Genomic DNA, 23,646 nt, shown 5'->3' on the forward strand with positions numbered 1-23,646 from the left:
TAAGCTTTCTTCAAAGGCCTCGCATTGCGAGGCCTTTTTGTTTGCTGCTGGCCTGGTCGACTCACTGATTCTCTATTAGGGTTAGTGGTGTGCTGCACACCATTTGCCCACTGAATCAGGAGGAAATGATATGTCCCAACCGACCGCCGCCGCTGAACTCACCTTGCTGGATCGCTATTGGCGCGCTGCCAATTACCTTTCTGTTGGGCAGATTTACCTGATGGCAAACCCGCTACTGCGTGAGCCGCTGAAACCGGAACACATCAAGCCCCGCCTGCTTGGGCATTGGGGCACTACACCCGGTCTGAATTTTATCTATGCCCATCTCAATCGCATCATCCGCCAGCAGGATCTCAACCTGATTTATATCTGTGGGCCAGGACATGGTGGCCCAGGAATGGTGGCGAATACCTGGTTAGAGGGCAGCTACAGCGAAATTTATCCGCACATTAGCCAGGATGCGGAAGGTATGCAGCGGCTATTTAAGCAATTTTCTTTTCCCGGTGGGATTCCAAGCCATGCCGCGCCGGAAACGCCGGGTTCGATAAACGAAGGGGGTGAGCTGGGCTATTCGCTTTCTCACGCGTTCGGCGCGGCTTTTGATAACCCCGATTTAGTGGTGCCTTGTGTGATAGGCGATGGCGAAGCGGAAACCGGGCCGCTGGCGTCAAGCTGGCACGGCATCAAATTCCTTAATCCTGAACGTGACGGCGCGGTGCTACCGATCCTGCATCTCAACGGCTACAAAATTGCTAACCCGACGATTCTTGGGCGCGCCAGCGATGACGATTTGCATCAGTTGTTCAGCGGTTATGGCTACGAACCGCTGTTTGTGTCGGGTCATGAACCTGAAAAAATGCATGTGCAGATGGCTGATGCCCTGGATAACGCCTTTGCGAAAATCGCCACTTACCAGCGTGAAGCACGCGAAGGCCATGCCACAGAAGATATTCCGCGCTGGCCAATGATTATTCTGCGCAGCCCTAAAGGTTGGACCGGCCCGCAAACCGTTGATGGCAAAAAAGTAGAAGATTTCTGGCGTGCGCATCAGGTGCCGGTTTCAGGCTGTCGTGAAAATGATGATCACCGCAAAATTCTTGAAGAGTGGATGCGCAGCTATCAGCCAGAAGATCTGTTTGATGAAAACGGTACGCTGAAAGCTGAATTACAGGCGCTGGCACCGCAGGGCGACAAACGCATGGGCGCTTCACCCTTTGCTAATGGCGGCTTACTGCGGCGCGAACTGAATGTGCCAGATATTCGCGAATTTGCTTTTGATACGCAAAAACCCGGCTCACAACAGGCGCAAGCTACCGAGCATCTGGGTCGTTATTTAAGCGCCATCTTTCAGCGAAATAAAGACAATTTCCGTCTGTTTGGCCCAGATGAAACCGCGTCAAATCGCCTGACGCCCGTGTTTGATGTCACCAGTAAAACGTGGCTTGAGGCCGTTAAGCCTTATGACGAACAGCTGGCCCGCGATGGTCGGGTAATGGAAATTCTCAGTGAACATCAGTGTCAGGGTTGGCTGGAAGGTTATTTACTTACGGGCCGCCACGGCTTGTTCAACTGTTATGAAGCGTTTATTCATATCATCGATTCTATGTTTAATCAGCACGCTAAATGGCTGAAAGTGACGCGCAAGCTGGGCTGGCGTAAACCGATCTCCTCGCTGAATTATCTGCTCTCTTCGCATGTCTGGCGGCAGGACCATAATGGCTACAGTCATCAGGATCCGGGCTTTATCGATCATGTTGCCAACAAGAAAGCTGACATTGTGCGTATCTATTTGCCGCCAGATGCCAACACATTGCTGTGGGTTGGCGATCACTGTTTACGCACCTGGGATCGTATCAACGTGATTGTGGCAGGCAAGCAGCCCGCGGCGCAGTGGCTGGATATGGACAGTGCGATTGCGCACTGCGAAGCGGGCATGGGCGAATGGCGCTGGGCAGGCACCACACCAGAAGGCGAATCGCCCGATGTCGTCATGGCCTGCGCCGGCGATGTGCCGACGCTGGAAACCCTGGCCGCGGTCGATTTACTGCGCGGCTATTTGCCTGATTTGCGTATTCGCGTGGTAAACGTGGTGGATCTTCTTGCACTGCAAACGCAAGATCAGCATCCGCACGGCAAATCCGAAGCAGATTTTGATGCGCTGTTTACGCAAGATAAACCGGTGATTTTTGCGTTCCACGGTTATCCGAGCCTGATTCATCGCCTGACCTATCAGCGTAACAACGACCGCAACTTCCATGTACGCGGTTTTAATGAAGAAGGCACTACCACCACGCCATTTGATATGACAGTGCTTAATGAACTCGATCGTTATCATCTGGCGCAGGAGGCGATTCTGCGCGTGCCGGGCCTTGCCGATAAACACCCCGAGCTGTTGGATGACCTGCAAGAACGCATTGCGGAGCACCATCGTTACGTACGGGAATATGGCGAAGATATCCCGGAAGTGCGCGACTGGTTGTGGCCATCACAGGACGCGCCGGGCGCACCCGATTAAGCCGCGAGTGCATCCACCAGCATCCACGCTGTCGTTGCAACCAGCGACAGCGCCATCAAACTGTTAAACAGGCGGCGCTTCCACTCAATTTGCAGGTGGCTGCGCAGCCGATCACCCAATGCCGCCCAGACTAAAATGCACGGCAAATTAAGCAGCATAAAACCGATCATTACCGTCAGTACGCCGCTGCTGGTGCTGTAAAGCAGCGCGACGTTACTCGCCATCAGCCAGGCTTTAGGGTTAATTGCCTGAAAACAGGCACCGCCTAACAGCGACATCGGCTGCGGCTTAGCCCGCAATTCCGGCGCGCCTGCCCGAAACAGCTTCCACGATAGCCATAGTAAATAGGCACATCCCACCAGCGTTAGCGGCAGGCGAATCGTCGCCATCCAGTGCAGCAAGAGTTCCAGTGCCATGCCCGCAATCGCCGTTTGCACCGCACAACCAATCATAATGCCAAACACCATGGGCAAGGTACGTCGCATACCAAAATTGACACCTGATGTTGCAAGCAACAGGTTATTGGGGCCAGGCGTAATGGACATAACGGTGACATAACTGAAAAAAGAGGGATCGAGCATGATGGCTTTCCGGGTAGTGAACAGAGCTTCATGCTACGGCGATAAAAACAATGGTAACAGAGACACAAAATTACTATTGTGATGGTTACAGTTAAGATTATTTAAAATTGTACCCGTTAATTTTGGAGGCTTCTGTGTCCCTTGCGCCATCAACCGATCAACGCCTTTATCATCAGCTAGCAGATAACTTTGCTGAGGCGATCCATCAAGGTACGCTGAAGCCTGGCAAACGCCTTCCCGCTATTCGTCGGGTAGCCCAATCGCAGCAGGTTAGCGTTAATACTGTACTCAATGCCTGGCAACTGCTGGAAGATCGCGGCTTAATCGAGGCGCGTCCCCAATCAGGTTATTATGTCCGAAGCGTTTTACCGGCGGTGACGCGCGACGCGCCGCATAAAGCGCGCGTCAGAGATCCCAGCAGTGAAAAACTGGACCTGATCGATAAAGTATTTGCTGCGCAAAATCACCCTGATTACATCAATATTTCGCTGGCTTGCCCGCAAGATAGCGAGCTGTTTCCCTCGGCGCGGATTGGCCGCATTACCGCTTCATTATTACGTCGAAATCCCAACATGATTGGGCGCTATGCGCTTCCGCCTGGTAGTGAGCGCTTACGGGAGGAGATTGCGCGGCGCGCTTTGCATGCCGGGCAATCTTTGACTTCTGATGAGATCACGCTGACGCACGGTTGCATGGAGGCGTTGCAGCTGGCCTTACGTGCGGTAACTCAACCGGGCGACTGTATTGGGCTGGAGTCACCGACTTACTTTTTCCTGTTTCCGCTGCTGGCGTCGCTGGGCCTGAAGGCGCTGGAGATTCCTACCGATCCGCAGCAAGGCTTATCGCTGGATGCGCTGGAAATGCTGCTGCAGGAGAAGCGTATCCAGGCGCTGATTACCATGCCGAGTGCGCAGAATCCGCTGGGTTACTGCATGTCGCTGGAGAATAAGAAGCGGCTTGCGAAGTTAGTGAATACTTACCAGATTCCAATGCTGGAAGATGGCCTGTATGACGAATTGCAGTTTGACTGGCCGCTCTCACCTGCCGTGAAAGCCTTTGATCAGCAGGGTTGGGTGCTTTACTGCACCAGCTTTACCAAAACCGTGGCACCCGATTTTCGCATTGGTTGGATTGCTGCCGGGCGTTTTCATGATGCGGTGGCGCGACTCAAAGCGGTTTCTTCTATGGCTGAGTCGGCGCTGCTGTCTGAAACCCTGGCGGAATTTTTAGCTAACGGCGGTTACGATCATCATCTTCGTACGTTACGACGTCGTTATGCCGCGAATCTGGATGAAGCGCGAGGATTGATTGCGCGTTACTTCCCGCAAGGCACGCGCGCGACGTTGCCGCGCGGTGGTTTTGTATTTTGGGTCGAGCTGCCGGGTGGAGTGAATACTACCGAAATGTTTGATCGCCTGCTGCGCGAGCAAATTTGCGTCACGCCCGGCGCGCTCTACTCTTTGAGTGAACGCTATAACCATGCGTTGCGCCTCTCCTGCTGTTACCCGTTTGATGACCGCTATACCTGGGCTATCAAGCGGGCTGGCGCGGTGGCTTGCGAACTGGCGGGTTTGCCGCCAGGCCAGGATCAAGGCGTACCGTTACGGCCCCAAACGGTGTAGCCGTGGCGTTCGGTCAGCCGTTCGTAATAGGTGCGCACCGCCGGATAATCGGGATGATCCAATGGAGTTTCAAACCAGCGGTTCACCGCCAGGCCAACCGGAATATCAGCCAGCGTAAAGTTACGCCCTGCGACGTAGCGCCCGGTTTTTTTTAGCTGCTGATCAAGGATATTCATGGTGTGCGACCAGCCTTTACACGCGGCAGCCAGCAAGCGTGGATCCTGATGGGCAGGCGAATTGCGCACCAGCGACATAAACGCGTAGCGCCAGGACGTATTAAGCTCGGTGGACTGCCAATCCATCCACTGATCGACAGGCGCACGCGCCTGCGGTTGTGTCGGATAAAGCCATTCGCCGCTGTAAGCGTTGACCAGGTAGCGCAGGATGGCGTTGGATTCCCACAGCACGAAGTCATCATCTTTGAGTACCGGAATCAGCGCATTGGGATTGAGCGCCATGAACTCGGGCGAGTGCAGCGATTTGTTGCTGTCGCCCCACTCTTCGCGTTCGTAATCAAGATCCAATTCTTCACACAGCCATAAAACTTTGCGCACGTTGATTGAGGAAGCGCGTCCAAGAATTTTCAACATAACCAGCTCCACCAGCGAAATCTTTAACTTATTCATAACGCTGTTAACAGTGATAAGCAATCACCAGACAGAAAAAGCCTTTTGCAAACCCTAATCAGCAAGGAGAGACAATGAAGGTCGCGTTTAAGCAAGTAGATGTGTTTACTTCGTCAGCATTTAACGGTAATCCGCTGGCTGTGATCATGGATGCACAGGGATTGAGTGATGAACAGCTGGCCGCGATTGCGCGCTGGACGAATTTGTCAGAAACCACCTTTGTGCTGCCACCACAAGATGCGCAGGCGGATTATCGCGTGCGCATTTTTACCGTTGAAGGCGAGCTGCCGTTTGCTGGACATCCCACGCTGGGCACCGCTCATGCGCTGCTTGAAGCGGGTTGGCCGACTAAAACGCCAGGAGAGATTGTACAGGAGTGCGGGGTGGGTAACGTCACGGTGAAAATCGGTGCCGGCGGTGTGCTGGCCTTTGCGGCACCGGCTGCAACTTTAACGCCCTATAACGATGCCTTGATGAGCAGTGCCTTAAACAGCGACGCGTTCGATCATACGCACAGCGCCACGGTGGCAGACATGGGAATCCGCTGGTTGTTGATTCCGATGATCAGCGCCGACGCGGTGTTGGCAATCCAACCTGACGTCAGCGATATGCAGCGCTTGAAGAAACATGCTGGCGTAAATGGCGTGATGGTGTTTGGTCGCCTGCCAGAAGGCGAAGCGGAGCAGTATGAAGTACGCGGATTACTGGTAGAAAATGGCAGCCTGACAGAAGATCCGATCACCGGCAGCGCTAACGCCTGCCTGGCGCGTTACTTTGCCGCGCAAGGCCAAATCAGCGCGTATCGTGTACGTCAGGGCACCGCCATTCAGCGTGCAGGCCGCGTGCAAGTCGATTTCGACGGCGAAAGAATTTGGATTGGTGGTAACACCGTTACGGTTATCGACGGCACGATTCAGTTATAAAAGAAGTCAGCGGTCAGCGGTAAAAGAAACGGGCGACATCTTGTCGCCCGCACGCTTAAATCGACTGCCCGCCTGATGCTTCAATGCGTTGACCGGTGATCCAGCCGGTTTCGTCACTCAGCAATGCGGTGATGGCATTGCCAATATCGTCTGGTAAGCCCACGCGTCCCAACGCCGTTAGTGAAGCGATGTGCTTGTTCATTTCTGGGTTGTCACGCACCCGACCGCCACCAAAATCGGTTTCTATCGCACCTGGCGCCAAAATGTTGACGCGGATACCGCGCTCACCTAACTCTTTCGCCTGATAACGCGTTAAGACTTCCATCGCTGCTTTGATCGAGCCGTAGGTGCCAGAACCTGGCAGGATGATGCGTGTCAGTCCGCTGGAGATATTCAGGATGCGTCCGCCATCGGCAATCACGGGCAACAGTTTCTGCGTCAGGAAAAAAGGGCCTTTGAAATGGACATTGATCAGACTATCAAATTCCTCTTCGGTGGTTTCCGCGAAAGGTTTGTAATGACCGATGCCAGCATTGTTCACTAAATAGTCAAAGCTTTCTCTCTGCCAGCGATTTTGCAGCGCGTTTTTTACTGCGGCCACGAAGCCGTCAAATTGTTGAGTATCGCCGACATCCAGTGCCAGCGCGACTGCACGGCCACCGAGCGCTTCAATCTCCTTAACAACCGCCTGCGCCTCTTCTGCCTGACTACGGTAGGTCAAAATGATATCGGTCTGCCTGGCTGCCAGTTTTAGGGCTGCATTCTTGCCTAAACCACGACTTCCGCCAGTAATTAACGCTATTTTATGACTCATACTTCGCTCCTGTTGCAAAATTGAACACGCGTTAAGGATATTCGCTAATAATTGATCCATAAACGCAGTTCAATACGCATCACTGTTTCACTTAAAACAACAATCGGTGAACAACATGGATAAAATTCACGCAATGCAGGTGTTCGTCCGGGTTGCCGAAATGGGCAGTTTTACCCGAGCTGCAGAAAGTTTAGGTCTTCCTAAGGGCAGCGTGTCGCGGCAGTTACAGGCGCTGGAAAATCAGATGGGAACGCGGCTACTGCATCGCACCACGCGTCGCGTGCAACTGACTCAAGATGGGCTGGTTTATTACGATCGCTGCCTGGACATGCTGTCGATCCTGGATGATATGGACAGTCTGTTTCAACACGATCCCGCCACCCTAAGCGGCAAGCTGCGCGTGGATATGTCGGTGGCGATGGCAACCGGCTTTGTCCTGCCGCGCTTGCCGGAATTTTTGCAGCACTATCCCGGTATCGAATTAGAACTCAGCAGCAGCGATCGCCAGGTTGATGTGGTTCGGGAAGGGTTTGATTGCGTGATTCGCGTTGGCGATTTGAAAGATTCAGGCTTGATTGCCCGTAAGATCGGCAGCTACAGCTTGATCAACTGCGCAAGTCCTGGCTACCTTTCGCGCTTTGGTATGCCGATTCGCCTGGAAGAATTATCGCAACATGCGATGGTGCATTACACCCAACAGCTGGGCCAACCTTCACCCGGTTTTGAGTATTTCGATGGCAAACTGACGCATTTCGTCAAGACGGGCGGCGTGGTGACGGTGAACAGCACCGAAACGTATCGCGCTGCCTGCCTGGCGGGTTTGGGCATTATTCAGGTGCCGGCGATTGGCATTCAAAAACTGCTGGAGTCGGGTGAGCTGGTTGAAGTGCTGCACCATTTTCCGGCGAAACCGATGCCTATCCATCTGCTCTACCCACATCGGCGCAACGTAGCACGGCGCGTGCGGGTGTTTATGGAGTGGCTGAGCCAGGTCTTGCAGGAGTACGTTACCTGACAAGCTATAATTTATTTTTGATTAATAACAGGATGATGAGCGTCTATGACAGACAACCAGGAAAAACCACACGATACGCAGCCTGATAAGCCGCTGATCGATATCAAGACCGGCAATAAATCTGTCGATAAATCCATTGTTCGCGTGTCGCGTTTTGCCGCCTGGTTTCAGGCTATTCCCGCGGTTGCGCATTTCATTCGTGCGCTTGATCGCTTTAACGATCGTCTCGGCAGCCAGTTTGGTGCCGCCATTACCTATTTTTCTTTTTTATCGTTAATCCCGATTTTGATGGTCTCCTTTGCCGCGGTGGGTTTTGTGTTGGCATCAAATCAGGATCTGTTGACCGATGTGATCAACAAGATCGTGAGCAGCATCAGCGATCCCACGTTGGCAACCACGCTAAAGAACACGGTGAATACGGCGGTTCAACAGCGTGCGACGGTGGGAATCACCGGTTTACTGCTGGCACTCTATTCAGGATTGAACTGGATGGGCAATCTGCGTGAAGCGATTCGCGCGCAGTCGCGTGACGTTTGGGAACGCAAGCCCGACGATAAAGAGAAGATTTGGAAACGCTACCTCCGCGATCTCTTGTCGTTGATCGGTTTAATGCTGGCGTTGGTTATCACCCTATCGCTGACCTCTGTTGCCGGTTCTGCGCAGGAAACCATTGTGCGTGCGTTAGGGCTGGATGGCATTGAATGGCTGCGCCCCGCGCTGACTATCATCGCGACGTCGATTTCCGTCTTAGCCAACTATCTGCTGTTTCTGTGGATTTTCTGGATTCTGCCGCGCCACAAGCCACGTAAAAAAGCGCTGTTTCGCGGTACGCTGCTGGCGGCGATTGGCTTTGAGGTGATTAAATTTGTGATGACGCTGACGCTGCCCAAGCTGGCTAGTTCACCTTCTGGCGCCGCCTTTGGCTCGGTGCTGGGCTTAATGGCCTTTTTCTATTTCTTCGCGCGTTTGACGCTGTTTTGTGCGGCCTGGATCGCTACGGCTAAGTACAAAGATGACCCGCGCATCTCGGAAACGGTTAAAGATTCACGTAACCGTTGATGACAAAGCGTTAACAACAGCGGAAAATCTTTCCCCTCGCCTATTTTTCATGCAAATAGCAGGATGAATAGCTGAGGGGTCTCTTTTATTAAGCCATTTTGTAGAGTATCCCGCCAAAATTCCGCCACTTCACCCTGACATAACCCGACATTAGTTAAGAGACAGAAATTATCCACTTTTTGGCCGCTAAAGCCTGTTGTGTCGCGGTTTTTCGTCATTGAATGACGTCATACAGGTGCGTAAGATTCTTGGTCTCATTTACAAATAAGATACAGTTATGCAAGCCTCCATCTCAGAAAAAATCGACAAGCAATATGATCCAACGCCGGTCAATTCGCGTAGCAAAGTGGTTATTGCATCGCTGGTCGGTACAGCCATTGAATTCTTCGATTTCTATATTTATGCCACTGCCGCCGTGATTGTTTTTCCGCACATCTTCTTCCCACAAGGTGATGCCACCGTCGCGACGCTACAATCGCTGGCGACTTTTGCCATCGCCTTCGTGGCGCGTCCAATTGGCTCCGCGCTATTTGGCCACTTTGGTGATCGCATTGGCCGTAAAGCCACGCTGGTCGCTTCACTGCTGACCATGGGCATTTCTACCGTGGTGATTGGCCTGCTGCCAAGTTATGAAACCATTGGTGTGATGGCACCGCTGCTGCTGGCACTGGCGCGATTTGGGCAGGGTTTGGGATTAGGCGGCGAATGGGGCGGCGCGGCGCTGCTGGCAACCGAAAACGCACCGGCTAAGAAGCGTGCGCTGTACGGTTCATTCCCGCAGCTGGGCGCACCGATCGGCTTCTTTTTTGCCAACGGAACGTTCCTGTTGCTCTCCTGGCTGCTTACCGATCAGCAGTTCATGGATTGGGGCTGGCGCGTGCCGTTCATCCTTTCCGCCGTGCTGGTGTTAATTGGTTTGTATGTGCGCGTTTCGCTGCATGAAAGCCCGGTGTTTGCCAAGGTGCAAAAAGAGAAGAAACAGGTGCGTGTACCGATTGTGGCGCTGCTAAGCAAGCATATGACCGCGACGATCCTTGGCACCTTTATCATGCTCGCGACCTATACGCTGTTTTACATCATGACCGTTTACTCCATGAGTTACGGCACCGCAGCGGCCCCTGCTGGCCTTGGGTTCTCGCGTAACAGTTTCCTGTGGATGCTGATGGTGGCCGTGATTGGCTTTGGCATCACGGTGCCGATTGCCGGTATCCTGGCTGACCGCTTTGGTCGTCGTAAAACCATGATCACCATTACCCTGCTGATTATCGTTTTTTCGTTTATGTTCCCGATGCTGTTGGGTTCAGGATCGCAAGCGCTGGTCATGGTCTTCTTGCTGCTCGGCCTGAGCATCATGGGTTTGACCTTCGGCCCAATGGGCGCGCTGCTGCCGGAGTTGTTCCCGACAGAAGTGCGTTATACCGGCGCGTCGTTCTCCTATAACCTCTCATCGATTCTTGGTGCGTCCGTTGCGCCTTATATCGCAACCTGGCTGAACACCCACTATGGTTTGCAGGCGGTAGGGTTTTATCTGGCTTCAATGGCGGTGCTGACGCTGATTGCGTTGATTGCCTGTAAAGAGACGCGTAACCAAACGCTGTATGAGGCGTAATTGCTAAGGCTTCGGCTTCAGTAGTGATGAGAAACCCGGCTCAGGCCGGGTTTTTTATTGGGGTTGGGTTGAGTATTTGATGGTGCACGCTGTCCCCCATCTCGGTTACTCCTGAGTAAGGTGTCGTTTGTCCCCCACCTCGGTCCTCCCCCATAAATGGGGGAGGAAGATGCTGCTATCTGTTAATTATGAAGCTACATGCGGTAGCGTCTCCTTCCCCCGCTTCGCGGGGGAAGGCCGGGATGGGGGGCAGCGCGCACCGACAAACGACACCTTATCTAGCCTGCCTGGAATGGGGCAGCGCGCACCAACAAAGACACCTTATTTAGCCTGCCCGGAATGAAGCAGCGTGTACCCAATTCAGCCCATAAAAAAACCCCGGCAAGCCGGGGTTTCTCTGCTGAAAATCGTGTTACTGAGGATTAACCAGCGACAGCGATACGCTTCATATCAGTCATGTAGCCACGCAGTTTGCGGCCTACGGTTTCGATTGCATGCTGACGAACCGCTTCGTTGACATCACGCAGCTGTGCGTTATCAACCTGAGTCCCTTCAACCGCTTTGCCCAGATCGCCCGGCTGCAGAGTGGTCATGAACTCTTTCAGCAGCGGAACAGCCGCGAAGGAGAACAGATAGTTACCGTACTCGGCGGTGTCAGAGATAACTACGTTCATCTCATACAGACGCTTACGTGCAATGGTGTTAGCAATCAGTGGCAGCTCATGCAGTGATTCATAATAAGCTGACTCTTCAATGATGCCTGCATCAACCATGGTTTCGAAAGCCAGCTCAACGCCTGCTTTCACCATGGCAACCATCACAACGCCTTTGTCGTAGTATTCTTGCTCTTCGATTTTACCTTCGTACTGAGACGCGGTTTCAAACGCAGTTTGGCCGGTCTCTTCACGCCAGGTCAGCAGATTTTTGTCATCATTCGCCCAGTCAGCCATCATGCCAGAAGAGAATTCGCCGGAGATGATGTCGTCCATGTGCTTCTGGAACAGGGGAGCCATGATGGTTTTTAACTGTTCAGACAGCGCATAAGCGCGCAGTTTCGCCGGGTTAGAGAGGCGATCCATCATCAAGGTAATACCACCAAATTTCAGCGATTCGGTGATGGTTTCCCAGCCGAACTGAATCAGTTTTTCAGCATAGGTCGGATCGGTACCTTCAGCCACCAGCTTGTCGAAGCACAGCAGTGAACCCGCCTGCAGCATGCCACACAGAATGGTTTGCTCGCCCATCAGGTCAGATTTTACTTCAGCCACGAAAGAGGATTCCAACACACCAGCGCGATCGCCGCCGGTTGCCGCAGCCCAGGCTTTAGCGATGGCCATGCCTTCGCCTTTTGGATCGTTTTCTGGGTGAACCGCGATCAGCGTAGGTACGCCGAAACCACGTTTATATTCTTCACGCACTTCGGTGCCCGGACATTTCGGTGCAACCATCACCACGGTGATGTCTTTACGGATAGTTTCACCGACTTCAACGATGTTAAAGCCGTGCGAGTAACCCAGCGCAGCGCCATCTTTCATCAGCGGCTGAACAGCCTGAACGACCGCTGAGTGCTGCTTGTCTGGCGTCAGGTTAACCACTAAATCAGCTTGTGGAATCAGCTCTTCGTAAGTGCCTACTTTGAAACCGTTATCGGTCGCTTTGCGCCACGATGCACGTTTCTCCGCGATGGCTTCCGCGCGCAGAGCGTAGGAAACGTCCAGACCGGAATCGCGCATGTTAAGACCCTGATTCAGGCCTTGAGCACCACAGCCAACGATGACGACTTTTTTGCCTTTCAGAAAGCTAGCGCCGTCCGCGAATTCATCGCGCGCCATGAAACGACATTTACCTAACTGCGCTAACTGATTGCGCAGGTTCAATGTGTTGAAATAGTTGGCCATGGGTACTCCAGTGAGGTTGTGTTTACTGTTTTTGTTTGGATACGACAGCTGATTGCAGCGCCGCGAATGACCCCATCATATGACAGGAAATCTGTTGCTTAAATTGATATATTAACAACGTTACATTGCAATATTTGCAATACCACTTTGAGACGATGCGCATATGGACTTACGAGATCTAAAATTGTTTCTTCATCTGGCTGAAAGCTGTCACTTTGGCCGTACCGCACGCGCTATGCACGTCAGCCCTTCGACGCTGTCGCGTCAGATACAGCGCCTGGAGGAAGATGTGGGCCACGCGCTTTTTTTACGTGATAACCGCACGGTGACGCTAACTGAAGCAGGTGAGCGCTTGCGCCAGTTCGCGCAACAAACGCTGTTGCAGTATCAACAGCTGCGTCACGTGATGGATCTGAATGGCCCGTCGCTGAGTGGTGAACTCCGTCTTTTCTGCTCGGTAACGGCCGCCTACAGCCATCTTCCGCCGATTCTTGACCGTTTTCGCGCTGAACATCCACAAGTTGAAATCAAGCTCAACACCGGCGATGCCGCCGATGCGGTGGAAAAAGTGCACTCCGGCGATGCCGATCTGGCGATTGCCGGACGGCCTGAAACGCTGCCCGCCAGCATTGATTTTATGCCATTGGGGCTGATCCCGCTGGTGCTGATCGCGCCAGCGCTGCCCTGCACGGTGCGAGCACAAGCCACGCAGCCGACGCCAGACTGGTCACAAATTCCCTTTATCCTGCCGGAACAAGGGCCTGCACGCCGCCGCATCGATTTATGGTTTCGGCGTCACCGCATTCCCAATCCGTTGATTTATGCCACGGTTTCCGGGCATGAAGCGATTGTGTCAATGGTCGCGCTAGGGTGTGGCATTGCCTTGCTGCCTGATGTGGTACTGGAAAACAGCCCAGAACCGGTGCGTAATCGCGTATTGATGCTAGAAAATGTGGAATCGGTCGCGCCATTCGAGCTTGGTGTCTGCGTACAAAAAAAGCGGCTCGGGGAGCCGCTTATTAGTGCTTTCTGGAGCCAGCTGTAGTCACCGAAATTTACTGCCCCGCGAGGAAAAAGCGGAACGCCGGGTTCTGGGTTTCATCATGAAAGTCGTAACCCAGATCGGCGAGGTGCTCTTCAAAGCGGGGTTCAATATCGCCCAGTTCAAAGCCCGCCAGCACACGACCGTAGTCGGTGCCGTGGCTGCGGTAATGAAACAGCGAAATATTCCAGTGGGTACCAAGCGTTTGCAGAAATTTCAGCAAGGCGCCCGGCGCTTCTGGAAACTCAAAACTGAATAAGCGTTCACGCAGCGGCTTGGATGGACGTCCTCCCACCATGTAACGCACATGCAGCTTCGCCATTTCATCGTCTGACAAATCCACTACCTGATAACCACTTTCGGTCAGATGCGTGATGATTTCACTGCGCTCTTCCAGGCCACGCGTTAAGCGCACACCCACAAAAATGCAGGCTTTGTCAGCATCAGCATAGCGATAGTTGAACTCAGTAATGGAACGTCCACCTAGCGTCTGACAGAACTTCAGGAAACTGCCCTGCTGTTCGGGAATGGTGACTGCCAGCAGCGCTTCACGCTGTTCGCCTAACTCGCAACGCTCGGAAACATAACGTAACCCGTGAAAGTTGACGTTAGCGCCTGATAACACGTGCGCCAGACGTTCGCCTTTGATGTCATGTTGCTGGATGTACTTCTTCATGCCCGCCAGCGCCAGCGCGCCAGAAGGTTCAGCGACGGCACGCACATCTTCGAACAGATCCTTCATCGCGGCGCAGATAGCATCGCTGTCAACGGTGATGATGTCGTCGAGGTATTCCTGGCAGAGACGGAAAGTTTCAGTGCCGATGCGCTTTACCGCCACGCCTTCAGCAAATAAACCCACACGCGGCAGATCAACCGGATGGCCCGCTTCCAGCGCTGCTTTCAGGCAAGCTGAATCTTCTGATTCCACCGCAATCACTTTGATTTGTGGCATTAGCTGTTTGATCAGTACCGCCACGCCCGCCGCCAAACCGCCGCCGCCAACCGGCACAAAAACGCGATCGAGATGCGCATCCTGTTGCAGCAGCTCCAACGCCAGCGTGCCTTGCCCGGCGATCACTGCGGGATGATCAAAAGGCGGAACGAAGGTGTAGCCCCGCTGCTCTGACAATTCAATGGCCTTGGCTTTCGCCTCGTCAAAGTTGGCGCCAAACAGATAAGCCTCACCGCCAAATGCGCGCACCGCATCAACCTTGATATCGGCTGTCGCCAGCGGCATCACAATCAGTGATTTGATACCTAACTTACTGGCGGAGAGCGCCACGCCCTGTGCATGGTTTCCGGCCGAAGCCGTTACCACACCGCGCGCTTTCTGCTCTTCATTCAGACCGGCAATCATCGCGTAGGCGCCACGCAGTTTGAAACTGTGCACCGGTTGACGATCTTCGCGCTTCACCAGAATGGTGTTACCGAGACGCGATGAAATTTTTTCCATTTTTTGTAGCGGCGTTACCTGTGCAACTTCATACACCGGTGAACGCAGCACCGCGCGCAAGTACTCTGCGCCACATGGCGCATCGGGTAGCGGTTGAGACTCAGCCATCAGTTAGCCTCCCAGCTTACTCTTGTCACGTACCGCGCCTTTGTCTGCGCTGGTTGCAAGCAAAGCATAGGCACGCAGCGCAAAGGAGACTTCACGTTCACGGTTGACTGGCGTATAAGCCTCGGCACCGCGCGCTTCTTGCTCTTCACGACGCGCATGCAGTTCGTTATCTGGTACCGCCAGCTTGATGCCACGGTTCGGGATATCGATCTCAATGATATCGCCCTCTTTCACCAGCGCGATAGTGCCGCCGCTGGCGGCTTCTGGCGATGCGTGACCAATCGACAGACCTGAAGTCCCGCCTGAGAAACGGCCATCGGTGATCAGTGCACAGCTTTTGCCCAGACCCATGGATTTAAGGTAAGTGGTTGGATAGAGCATTTCTTGCATGCCTGGTCCGCCTTTCGGCCCTTCGTAACGGATGACAACCACATCGCCCGCAACGACTTTGCCACCCAGAATGGCGGCTACCGCATCATCCTGGCTTTCGTAAACTTTCGCCGGGCCACTGAAGGTCAGGCTTTCTTCGTCCACGCCCGCAGTTTTGACGATACAACCATCTTCTGCAATGTTGCCGTACAGTACCGCCAAGCCGCCTTCCTGTGAGTACGCATGCTCGCGGGTACGAATACACCCCTCGGCACGATCGTCATCCAACGTGTCCCAACGGCAATTCTGTGAGAATGCCTGGGTGGTACGAATACCGGCTGGACCTGCGCGGAACATGTCCTTCACCGCCTGGTCTTTTGTCAGCATGACGTCGTACTGATCTAACGTCTCACGCATTGTCTGTTGGAGGATGTTGCGAGTGCTGGAGTCGAGCAAGCCAGCACGATCCAACTCACCCAGAATCCCGATTACGCCACCTGCACGGTGAACATCTTCCATGTGGTATTTCGGCGTACTCGGCGCCACTTTACACAGTTGCGGCACTTTGCGTGACAAGCGGTCAATATCGGAAATATTGAAATCGATTCCCCCTTCCTGCGCCGCCGCTATCAGATGCAGAACAGTGTTAGTGGAACCGCCCATGGCAATGTCCAGCGTCATGGCGTTCTCAAACGCTGCCTTGGTGGCGATATTGCGCGGCAGCATGTTGACGTCATCCTGCTCGTAATAGCGTTTGGTCAGGCTCACGATGCGCTTACCGGCGTTGATGAAGAGATCTTTGCGGTCTGCGTGAGTTGCCAGCAAAGAACCGTTGCCCGGCTGCGAAAGACCCAGCGCTTCGGTTAGACAGTTCATTGAGTTTGCAGTGAACATGCCGGAGCACGAGCCGCAGGTTGGACACGCAGAGCGTTCGATCTGCTCGCTGTCGGCATCGCTGACGTTTGGGTTGGCACCCTGAATCATCGCATCAACCAGATCCAGCTTGATGATTTTGTCTGAAAGCTTGGTTTTACCGGCTTCCATTGGACCGCCGGAAACAAAGATCACCGGGATGTTCAGACGCATTGACGCCATTAACATGCCGGGGGTGATTTTGTCGCAGTTAGAGATACAGACCATGGCATCGGCGCAGTGTGCGTTGACCATATATTCAACCGAGTCTGCAATGAGCTCGCGTGAAGGCAGTGAATACAGCATGCCGCCATGCCCCATGGCAATACCGTCATCGACCGCGATGGTGTTGAACTCTTTGGCTACACCGCCCGCCGCTTCAATCTGCTCGGCGACCAGTTTGCCGAGGTCACGCAGATGAACGTGGCCAGGTACGAATTGGGTGAATGAGTTGACCACGGCAATAATCGGCTTGCCGAAATCGTCGTCGGTCATTCCTGTCGCGCGCCACAAGGCACGGGCACCTGCCATATTACGGCCATGGGTGGTAGTGGCGGAACGGTACTTAGGCATGCTCTATTTACTCCAAAATGAATAAGGTCGCGGACGTCGACTGACGCCCGCGCACTATCTAATTATGAGTTAACCGGATCTAACCAGCCCCATTTGTCTTCAGTCTCGCCAGTGAACAGGCCAAAGAATGCCTGCTGGATGCGTGCAGTCACCGGACCACGCTTGCCTTCACCGACCTGGATGCCGTCGACGCTGCGAACCGGGGTGATCTCTGCTGCGGTGCCTGACATAAAGATTTCGTCAGCCAGATACAGCGATTCACGCGACAGCGTTTGCTCACGCACTTCAATGCCCATGTCGATGGCCAGTTTGATGATGGCGTCACGCGTGATGCCCGGCAGTGCAGAGGAAGTGAATGGCGGTGTGAACAGAATGCCATCTTTCACTTCGAATAAGTTTTCACCCGCACCTTCTGAAATATAGCCATTGGTGTCGAGGGCAATACCTTCCTGATAACCGTGACGGCGCGCTTCGCTACCGACCAACAGTGAAGAAAGATAGTTACCACCCGCTTTAGCGGCGGTTGGCAGCGTGTTTGGCGCAACGCGATTCCAGGAAGAGACCATCGCATCAATGCCGTTCTCCAGCGCTTCAGCGCCCAGATAAGCCCCCCACGGGAATGCAGCAATAATCACATCAGTGCTGAAGCCATCTGGCGGGTTCACGCCCAAACCGACGTCGCCCACGAATGCCAGCGGACGGATATAGGCGCTTTTCAATTTGTTAACGCGGATAACTTCGCGGCAAGCTTCCATCAACTCGTCAACATTCGGTTTGATTGGAAAACGGTAAATTTTGGCGGAATCGTGCAGACGTTGCATGTGCTCGCGATGGCGGAACACAACCGGTCCGATGTGAGAGTCGTAGCAACGTACGCCTTCAAAAACTGAAGTGCCGTAATGCAACGCGTGAGACATGACGCTAACCTTGGCATCTTCCCACTTAACCATCTCCCCATTGAACCAAATAAAGTCTGCTTTCTTCGTGCTCATTTTTTTATTCCTTTCGCGACTATGCGCGGATTTGTTGTGTTGTCTGTTGTTGAATCTGGACGCACGCGACATCCATCAATTTGCTTAACTGAGAAGACAGTAAATCGACTGAGCGCTGGCTGGCAACGGTCATTTCAATATTAATGTTTTCGGCATTGGCCACTGACGCCATGTTCATGGAACACACCTGGAAACCCCGGTGACGGACCACGCGTAAAATGCGCTCCAATATTTCAGGGCGGAAGCGTGCTTCGATAGACAATTGATGCTGGATCATGCGGTTTTCTCCATCATGTTTGCGTTGCTGGCACCCGGTGGTACCAATGGCCAGACGTTTTCATGCTCATCAATCGCAACATGCAGGAAGTAAGGACCTTCGCTGTTCAGCAGAGCATCAAGTGCGGCGTCGACCTGTTCTTTACGGGTAATACGCTGGCCTGGGATATTAAAGGCGCTCGCCAGTGTAAGAAAATCGGGGTTATCGGACAGATTCGTTTCACTGTAGCGACCATCAAAAAACAGCTGTTGCCACTGGCGTACCATGCCTAAACGTTGGTTATCCAACAACACGATTTTTACCGGCAGCTTGCCGCGTTTGATGGTGCCCAGCTCCTGAATATTCATCATGATAGAGCCATCGCCAGAGACACAGATCACCGTATCTTGCGGACGTGCGACTTGCGCGCCAATGGCGGCTGGCAGCCCAAAACCCATCGTGCCTAGTCCGCTGGACGTAATGAAATTTTCAGGGGCGCTAAAAGACATATGTTGCGCCGACCACATCTGATGCTGTCCGACATCTGTGGTGACTACAGCGTTGGTTGGCTTACGATCGGACAACTGCTTTAACAACAGCGGAGCGTAGATTGCATCACCGGGATGATCGTAACGCCATTCGTGCATTGCTTTGAGGCTTTTTACCTCTTCACGCCAGGCATCAATTTGCAGCGGCTGGCTCAGGGCAGGCAACACATGATTCAGGTCAGCTTGCAGAGAAACATGGGCACGGCGCAGTTTATTGAATTCAGCAGGATCAACATCCAAGTGAATCACGCTAGCAAGCGGTGCAAAGGTATCCAGCTTGCCGGTTACGCGATCATCAAAGCGCGCACCTACCGCAATCAGCAAATCACAAGACTGAACAGCCAAGTTAGCGGCTTTGGTTCCATGCATGCCCAGCATACCGAGGTAAACCTCGCTTTCTGCATCTACGCTGCCCAACCCTTTTAATGTGGCAACGGCTGGTATACCAGTTTCTTGTGCCAGCGCACGCAGCGCCGGAACTGCCTGCGCCATGCCAACACCGCCGCCGATATACAACATCGGTTTCTGTGCCTGCGCCATCATCGCACGCGCTTCAAGAATGGCGTCGTGCGGCAGCGCCAACACTTCTTCAACCGGCAGCAGATGTGGCACGGGTTCACCTTTCGCAATTTGGATATCTTTAGGAATATCAACTAAAACCGGGCCAGGACGGCCAGATTGAGCAATGGCAAACGCTTCAGCCATCACGGAAGGCAGATCATCAAGCGACTCAACCAAAAAGCTGTGTTTGGTGCAGGCCAGGGAAAGGCCTAACACATCAATTTCCTGAAAGGCATCGGTTCCGATGAACGCGGATGAAACCTGCCCGGTGATCGCAACTACAGGAACGGAATCCATCATGGCGTCAGCAAGGCCAGTGATCAGGTTGGTCGCACCCGGACCTGAGGTTGCAATGCAAACACCCGTTTTACCGGTAGAACGCGCATATCCGATTGCAGCCATCACAGCGCCCTGCTCATGCCGGCACAATAGGTGATCCACGCCGCCGTCATAGAGCGCATCGTATACCGGCATGATTGCGCCGCCGGGATAACCAAATACGGTATCAACGCCCTGCGCGCGTATAGCCTGAACCACCCACTGTGCACCTGTCATCGCTATTCTCCTGTATCCTGAGGGGAACAACAGAATTTTATGCTACTGTTCATTGTTTGTTCCTTGATGATTTGCTGATATTTAGCCTGGCCGAAAAAAAACCCCCGGACCTTTCGGTGCGGGGGTTTTTCGAGTTTCAGGCTTGATTTTTAAGCCTTTCTTTCTCCAAGCGTTGCCCCGCACGGTAGGTTAATAATCACCACCACGCTAATCACGACTAGGCTAATCACTTGTAGAAGGGCTTTCATTTTTTGTTCAATTCTTTTACGTGTTCGAAGTAATGCCTACAGAGTTATCATAGTTAGCAGGGTGATGACAATAATTTTCATCAGTTATTTTCATAATTTTGATTTGAGTTATTCGTTATCAAATTGTAATTAAAAGGATATTTGCTGAATGATAAATATTCATCACTTTCCTAACGTTATAATTGATTGGTGCTTTTGCGGGCAGTGTCTCGCTTAGCCGTAATCTCAAGCAAGTGACATAAATTTGCTGTGCAGCATCTCGCGCGTCCACCTTTATCCTTTCGTAATCTCTCCCTTATGTCGTCAGAATCGCTGCAACAAGGAGCGGTTATGTCATTGTCTAAAGTACTTACGCGTGCTGCATTGGGTGTGGAAGCACCATTAGTGACCATTGAAGTGCATATCAGTAATGGTTTGCCTGCATTGACATTAGTTGGTTTACCCGAGACGACGGTAAAAGAAGCCCGGGAGCGGGTTCGTAGCGCCATCATCAACAGCGGCTTTAACTTTCCAGCTAAACGTATCACCATCAATCTGGGCCCAGCCGATTTACCGAAAGAAGGCGGACGCTATGACCTCCCGATGGCAATCGCCATTCTTGTGGCTTCTGAACAGCTTCCTGCCGAGAAATTGACTCAGCATGAGTTTCTGGGAGAGTTAGCTCTTGATGGCGCGCTCTGTCGCGTTCAGGGCGCGATTCCGGCAGCAATGGCTGCGCTTGAAGCGGGTCGTCAACTGATACTCGCTGTGGAGAATCAGGCAGATGTAGGACTTATCCGCTTGGGTACATCACTGGTTAGTCCGCATCTACTCGATGTCTGCGCTTTTTTGCATAATCAGTGTGAACTAACCGTAGCCGAACCGCAGGATGAAACACCCGAGCATTTTAGCGAAGATTTAAGTGACATCATTGGGCAGGAACAAGGCCGAAGAGCCTTAGAGATTACCGCTGCAGGCGGACATAATTTGATGTTAATTGGCCCGCCCGGTACGGGAAAGACCATGTTGGCCACGCGATTGCCAGGTATTATGCCACCGCTGAGCGATCAGGAAGCACTGGAGTGTGCCGCTATCGCCAGCCTGGCCAACAGCGGTGATCTTCATCAGCAATGGCGTAAAAGGCCATTCAGGTCCCCTCATCATAGCGCTTCGTTGTATGCGTTGATTGGGGGCGGTTCGCTACCTCGTCCAGGCGAAATTTCATTAGCGCACAATGGGGTGCTTTTTTTGGATGAACTTCCTGAGTTTGAACGAAAAGTTTTAGACTCATTACGCGAACCGATAGAATCTGGCGAAATCGCCATATCTCGAGCCCGAGCGAAAGTGACCTATCCTGCTCGCTTTCAGCTTATCGCAGCGCTGAATCCTAGCCCAACTGGTCATTACCAAGGCCAACATAATCGCTGCACACCTCAGCAAGTTTTACGGTATCTCAGTAAGCTTTCTGGGCCCTTTCTTGATCGTTTTGATCTCTCGCTTGAAGTCCCTTTATTGCCAAGCGGGATGCTAAGCCAGCAACGTCGCGCGGGTGAAACATCTGCAAAAGTACGTGAGCGCGTTTTGTCAGCTCGAGCTGTACAGATTGCGCGTGCAGGAAAAATTAACGCTCATATGAGCAATGCGGATATACAGTGTTGGTGTGACATTCGGAAAGAGGATGCAGAGTGGCTTGAATCTGTACTGAATAAACTGGGCTTATCAGTACGAGCATGGCAACGGATTTTAAAAGTGGCGCGTACAGTGGCGGATCTGGCAGGAGAAAAGGATATTAACCGAAGCCATTTGCAGGAAGCGCTGAGCTATCGCAGTATTGACAGGTTAATGATTTATCTTCATAAAAGCCTGCAATAAAAAAGGGGCTTTCGCCCCTTTTTTTAATCTTCACTGTCGCTGTAATCTTCGACGGTATCCATTTGAGGCTTACCACCCGACAAGGTGTGAAAACGCTTAGGACGCTTGATACGTGCGGTATATTTTGTCCATACACGTTCCGCTTCCGTTTGCGGCTCACGCACACCACGACATACTTCAATAAATAAACGTTCTTCTTCCGTTATCGGTTCACGCTTTGACAAATCAAGTTCGTTAAAAGCGAATCCGTGGCGCTCAAGAAGCTGTGCTTCTTTAATAGTAAAGTCACCGTGACGCGAAAAACCGCGAGGGTAATGTTTGTTATCAAAGAACCGATTTTCTGTTGAGAAGCTTTCCGCCATGTTACACGCTCCTGATTCTCGTATGGCCGTGCTATTTATGGCGCGGAGTATTAGATAGGCTTGACAGAGTGTAAAACAAAACATTTAAATCTATACGACAAACATTTTTTGGGAGAACGCTGTGGATACGGAATTACTGAAAACTTTCCTGGAAGTGAGTAGAACTCGCCATTTCGGGCGCGCTGCAGAAGCACTTTACTTAACGCAATCTGCTGTCAGTTTTCGCATCCGTCAGTTGGAAAATCAGCTTGGTGTAAATCTTTTTACTCGTCACCGCAATAACATACGACTGACTTCAGCTGGCGAACGGTTATTGCCCTATGCCGAGAGTTTGATGAGTACATGGCTCATGGCTAAGAAAGAAGTCTCGCATACTCAGCAGCATCATGAGCTCTCAATTGGGGCCAGCGCCTCGTTATGGGAGGCTTACTTGACGCCCTGGCTGCAGACGCTTTATGAGAATCGTGAGAGTCTTCACCTTGAGGCGCGTGTGGCGCAACGTCATCTGCTGGTTAAGCAACTACATGAGCGTCAACTCGACCTGCTGGTCACCACTGAAGCACCGAAAATGGATGAGCTGACGAGCCAACAGATAGGTCATATCTCATTAGCCCTATTCCGTGCGCGTAAAACAGAGAAGCGTGAGAAATACGATTACATTAAGTTGGAATGGGGTGCGGATTTTCATCAGCACGAAAGTTATCTTTCAGGAGGAGATGACGTACCCGTTTTAACGACTACTTCTGCGCACGTCACGCGTGAACTGTTACATACCACCGGCGCCTGTGCGTTTTTGCCTGATTACTGGCACAGCCTTTATAGTGATCTGATGGTTATTCCCGACACACCGGTTGCTGTTCGCCCGCTTTATGCGGTGTGGCTGCAAAACAGTGATCAGCAGGCACATATCAAACAGCTCTTAAAATTCCCGGTAATGGTACGCTGACAGATCTTTTGCCTAACAAAGCACTAATTAAGCCCGTTATAAAGTTAACTGGCTTAATTTTTGTTCTTGTCGCTGTTTTGAAGTCAAAAAAAAACCTTTGCCTAAGCAAAGGTTTTTTCTATTTCTGGCAGGGGCGGAGGGACTCGAACCCCCAACACCCGGTTTTGGAGACCGGTGCTCTACCAATTGAACTACGCCCCTAAATAGG

20 protein-coding genes and 1 tRNA gene are annotated in these 23,646 nt (G+C 52.5%); 9 read left to right on the forward strand and 12 right to left on the reverse strand.

Going from position 1 to position 23,646, the window contains the following annotated elements; all coding sequences use genetic code 11:
* Window positions 1–130: 130 nt before the first annotated feature.
* The gene (locus MUG06_RS21140) at window positions 131–2,515 is read left to right on the forward strand and encodes a phosphoketolase family protein (RefSeq protein ID WP_243079939.1); all 2,385 of its coding nucleotides are present in this window, start codon (window positions 131–133) and stop codon (window positions 2,513–2,515) included.
* Here the strand turns inward: MUG06_RS21140 and MUG06_RS21145 are convergent.
* Window positions 2,512–3,096, reverse strand: coding sequence for a LysE family translocator (locus tag MUG06_RS21145; protein WP_215845282.1), 585 nt, complete (start codon window positions 3,094–3,096; stop codon window positions 2,512–2,514). The two genes, MUG06_RS21140 and MUG06_RS21145, sit on opposite strands and share 4 nt — an antisense overlap.
* Before the next feature lie 134 nt (window positions 3,097–3,230).
* Here MUG06_RS21145 and MUG06_RS21150 point away from each other — a divergent pair, with 134 nt between their 5' ends.
* Window positions 3,231–4,718 carry a PLP-dependent aminotransferase family protein gene (locus tag MUG06_RS21150; RefSeq protein WP_243079940.1) on the forward strand — a complete coding sequence of 496 codons (1,488 nt, stop codon included), beginning with the start codon at window positions 3,231–3,233 and terminating at the stop codon, window positions 4,716–4,718.
* Here the strand turns inward: MUG06_RS21150 and MUG06_RS21155 are convergent.
* A complete protein-coding gene (locus MUG06_RS21155; protein WP_243079941.1) occupies window positions 4,685–5,308 on the reverse strand; it encodes a glutathione S-transferase in 624 nt (207 codons plus the stop codon). The genes MUG06_RS21150 and MUG06_RS21155 overlap by 34 nt on opposite strands.
* A gap of 110 nt (window positions 5,309–5,418) precedes the next feature.
* Between MUG06_RS21155 and MUG06_RS21160 the strand changes: the two genes are divergently transcribed.
* Window positions 5,419–6,267: a PhzF family phenazine biosynthesis protein gene (locus MUG06_RS21160; protein ID WP_243079942.1), complete on the forward strand. Its 849-nt coding sequence runs from the start codon at window positions 5,419–5,421 to the stop codon at window positions 6,265–6,267.
* A gap of 55 nt (window positions 6,268–6,322) precedes the next feature.
* On the opposite strand, the gene MUG06_RS21165 is transcribed toward MUG06_RS21160, so the two are convergent.
* Window positions 6,323–7,081: an SDR family oxidoreductase gene (locus MUG06_RS21165; RefSeq protein WP_243079943.1), complete on the reverse strand. Its 759-nt coding sequence runs from the start codon at window positions 7,079–7,081 to the stop codon at window positions 6,323–6,325.
* 115 nt (window positions 7,082–7,196) lie between these two features.
* Here MUG06_RS21165 and MUG06_RS21170 point away from each other — a divergent pair, with 115 nt between their 5' ends.
* The 3 genes from MUG06_RS21170 to MUG06_RS21180 all read left to right on the forward strand — a co-directional run bounded on the left by MUG06_RS21170 (window position 7,197) and on the right by MUG06_RS21180 (window position 10,764).
* Window positions 7,197–8,096 (forward strand): LysR family transcriptional regulator, encoded by a 900-nt coding sequence (locus MUG06_RS21170; RefSeq protein WP_243079944.1) that lies wholly within the window; start codon window positions 7,197–7,199, stop codon window positions 8,094–8,096.
* Window positions 8,097–8,141: 45 nt separating this feature from the next.
* Window positions 8,142–9,155, forward strand: coding sequence for an inner membrane protein YhjD (gene yhjD / locus MUG06_RS21175; protein WP_215845277.1), 1,014 nt, complete (start codon window positions 8,142–8,144; stop codon window positions 9,153–9,155).
* A 277-nt stretch (window positions 9,156–9,432) separates the two neighbouring features.
* Window positions 9,433–10,764, forward strand: a complete 1,332-nt coding sequence (locus MUG06_RS21180) for an MFS transporter (protein WP_243079945.1) — start codon at window positions 9,433–9,435, stop codon at window positions 10,762–10,764.
* A gap of 422 nt (window positions 10,765–11,186) precedes the next feature.
* Here the strand turns inward: MUG06_RS21180 and ilvC are convergent, their stop codons facing one another.
* Window positions 11,187–12,662, reverse strand: a complete 1,476-nt coding sequence (gene ilvC / locus MUG06_RS21185; protein ID WP_243079946.1) for a ketol-acid reductoisomerase — start codon at window positions 12,660–12,662, stop codon at window positions 11,187–11,189.
* A 163-nt stretch (window positions 12,663–12,825) separates the two neighbouring features.
* On the opposite strand from ilvC, the gene ilvY reads away from it, so the two are divergent.
* Window positions 12,826–13,707, forward strand: a complete 882-nt coding sequence (ilvY, locus tag MUG06_RS21190) for an HTH-type transcriptional activator IlvY (protein ID WP_243079947.1) — start codon at window positions 12,826–12,828, stop codon at window positions 13,705–13,707.
* A gap of 10 nt (window positions 13,708–13,717) precedes the next feature.
* Here ilvY and ilvA read toward each other — a convergent pair whose 3' ends face one another.
* The 6 genes from ilvA to ilvL form a co-directional block, all read right to left on the reverse strand.
* Entirely contained in the window at window positions 13,718–15,265 is a 1,548-nt protein-coding gene (ilvA, locus tag MUG06_RS21195; protein WP_243079948.1) for a threonine ammonia-lyase, biosynthetic, read from the reverse strand.
* Between the two features lie 3 nt (window positions 15,266–15,268).
* A complete protein-coding gene (ilvD, locus tag MUG06_RS21200; RefSeq protein ID WP_215845275.1) occupies window positions 15,269–17,119 on the reverse strand; it encodes a dihydroxy-acid dehydratase in 1,851 nt (616 codons plus the stop codon).
* A gap of 62 nt (window positions 17,120–17,181) precedes the next feature.
* Window positions 17,182–18,111 (reverse strand): branched-chain amino acid transaminase, encoded by a 930-nt coding sequence (locus tag MUG06_RS21205; protein WP_243079949.1) that lies wholly within the window; start codon window positions 18,109–18,111, stop codon window positions 17,182–17,184.
* 19 nt (window positions 18,112–18,130) lie between these two features.
* A complete protein-coding gene (gene ilvM / locus MUG06_RS21210) occupies window positions 18,131–18,388 on the reverse strand; it encodes an acetolactate synthase 2 small subunit (protein ID WP_215845274.1) in 258 nt (85 codons plus the stop codon).
* Entirely contained in the window at window positions 18,385–20,031 is a 1,647-nt protein-coding gene (gene ilvG / locus MUG06_RS21215) for an acetolactate synthase 2 catalytic subunit (protein ID WP_243079950.1), read from the reverse strand. The genes ilvM and ilvG overlap by 4 nt, the downstream gene beginning before the upstream one ends.
* A gap of 149 nt (window positions 20,032–20,180) precedes the next feature.
* The gene (ilvL, locus tag MUG06_RS21220) at window positions 20,181–20,279 is read right to left on the reverse strand and encodes an ilv operon leader peptide (protein WP_082097622.1); all 99 of its coding nucleotides are present in this window, start codon (window positions 20,277–20,279) and stop codon (window positions 20,181–20,183) included.
* A 330-nt stretch (window positions 20,280–20,609) separates the two neighbouring features.
* Between ilvL and MUG06_RS21225 the strand changes: the two genes are divergently transcribed.
* On the forward strand, window positions 20,610–22,130 hold the full coding sequence (locus MUG06_RS21225; protein WP_243079951.1) for a YifB family Mg chelatase-like AAA ATPase: 1,521 nt from the start codon (window positions 20,610–20,612) through the stop codon (window positions 22,128–22,130).
* 23 nt (window positions 22,131–22,153) lie between these two features.
* Here the strand turns inward: MUG06_RS21225 and MUG06_RS21230 are convergent, their stop codons facing one another.
* Window positions 22,154–22,492 (reverse strand): DUF413 domain-containing protein, encoded by a 339-nt coding sequence (locus MUG06_RS21230; protein ID WP_215845272.1) that lies wholly within the window; start codon window positions 22,490–22,492, stop codon window positions 22,154–22,156.
* Window positions 22,493–22,613: 121 nt separating this feature from the next.
* Here MUG06_RS21230 and hdfR point away from each other — a divergent pair, with 121 nt between their 5' ends.
* Window positions 22,614–23,438 (forward strand): HTH-type transcriptional regulator HdfR, encoded by an 825-nt coding sequence (gene hdfR, locus MUG06_RS21235; protein ID WP_243079952.1) that lies wholly within the window; start codon window positions 22,614–22,616, stop codon window positions 23,436–23,438.
* Window positions 23,439–23,563: 125 nt separating this feature from the next.
* Here hdfR and MUG06_RS21240 read toward each other — a convergent pair.
* Window positions 23,564–23,639: transfer RNA gene (locus MUG06_RS21240), tRNA-Trp, on the reverse strand.
* Window positions 23,640–23,646: the final 7 nt, after the last annotated feature.

Origin of the sequence: Pantoea sp. MQR6, assembly GCF_022761075.1 — a bacterium.
In the GTDB taxonomy this organism is placed as follows: domain Bacteria; phylum Pseudomonadota; class Gammaproteobacteria; order Enterobacterales; family Enterobacteriaceae; genus Pantoea; species Pantoea phytostimulans.

What these genes read in the sequence shown, in the direction of transcription:
- MUG06_RS21140 (WP_243079939.1), top strand. Translation starts at nt 131, where the DNA reads ATGTCCCAACCGACCGCCGCCGCTGAACTCACCTTGCTGGATCGCTAT.
- MUG06_RS21145 (WP_215845282.1), bottom strand. Translation starts at nt 3,096, where the DNA reads ATGCTCGATCCCTCTTTTTTCAGTTATGTCACCGTTATGTCCATTACG.
- MUG06_RS21155 (WP_243079941.1), bottom strand. Translation starts at nt 5,308, where the DNA reads ATGTTGAAAATTCTTGGACGCGCTTCCTCAATCAACGTGCGCAAAGTT.
- MUG06_RS21160 (WP_243079942.1), top strand. Translation starts at nt 5,419, where the DNA reads ATGAAGGTCGCGTTTAAGCAAGTAGATGTGTTTACTTCGTCAGCATTT.
- MUG06_RS21165 (WP_243079943.1), bottom strand. Translation starts at nt 7,081, where the DNA reads ATGAGTCATAAAATAGCGTTAATTACTGGCGGAAGTCGTGGTTTAGGC.
- MUG06_RS21170 (WP_243079944.1), top strand. Translation starts at nt 7,197, where the DNA reads ATGGATAAAATTCACGCAATGCAGGTGTTCGTCCGGGTTGCCGAAATG.
- yhjD (WP_215845277.1), top strand. Translation starts at nt 8,142, where the DNA reads ATGACAGACAACCAGGAAAAACCACACGATACGCAGCCTGATAAGCCG.
- MUG06_RS21180 (WP_243079945.1), top strand. Translation starts at nt 9,433, where the DNA reads ATGCAAGCCTCCATCTCAGAAAAAATCGACAAGCAATATGATCCAACG.
- ilvC (WP_243079946.1), bottom strand. Translation starts at nt 12,662, where the DNA reads ATGGCCAACTATTTCAACACATTGAACCTGCGCAATCAGTTAGCGCAG.
- ilvY (WP_243079947.1), top strand. Translation starts at nt 12,826, where the DNA reads ATGGACTTACGAGATCTAAAATTGTTTCTTCATCTGGCTGAAAGCTGT.
- ilvA (WP_243079948.1), bottom strand. Translation starts at nt 15,265, where the DNA reads ATGGCTGAGTCTCAACCGCTACCCGATGCGCCATGTGGCGCAGAGTAC.
- ilvD (WP_215845275.1), bottom strand. Translation starts at nt 17,119, where the DNA reads ATGCCTAAGTACCGTTCCGCCACTACCACCCATGGCCGTAATATGGCA.
- MUG06_RS21205 (WP_243079949.1), bottom strand. Translation starts at nt 18,111, where the DNA reads ATGAGCACGAAGAAAGCAGACTTTATTTGGTTCAATGGGGAGATGGTT.
- ilvM (WP_215845274.1), bottom strand. Translation starts at nt 18,388, where the DNA reads ATGATCCAGCATCAATTGTCTATCGAAGCACGCTTCCGCCCTGAAATA.
- ilvG (WP_243079950.1), bottom strand. Translation starts at nt 20,031, where the DNA reads ATGACAGGTGCACAGTGGGTGGTTCAGGCTATACGCGCGCAGGGCGTT.
- ilvL (WP_082097622.1), bottom strand. Translation starts at nt 20,279, where the DNA reads ATGAAAGCCCTTCTACAAGTGATTAGCCTAGTCGTGATTAGCGTGGTG.
- MUG06_RS21225 (WP_243079951.1), top strand. Translation starts at nt 20,610, where the DNA reads ATGTCATTGTCTAAAGTACTTACGCGTGCTGCATTGGGTGTGGAAGCA.
- MUG06_RS21230 (WP_215845272.1), bottom strand. Translation starts at nt 22,492, where the DNA reads ATGGCGGAAAGCTTCTCAACAGAAAATCGGTTCTTTGATAACAAACAT.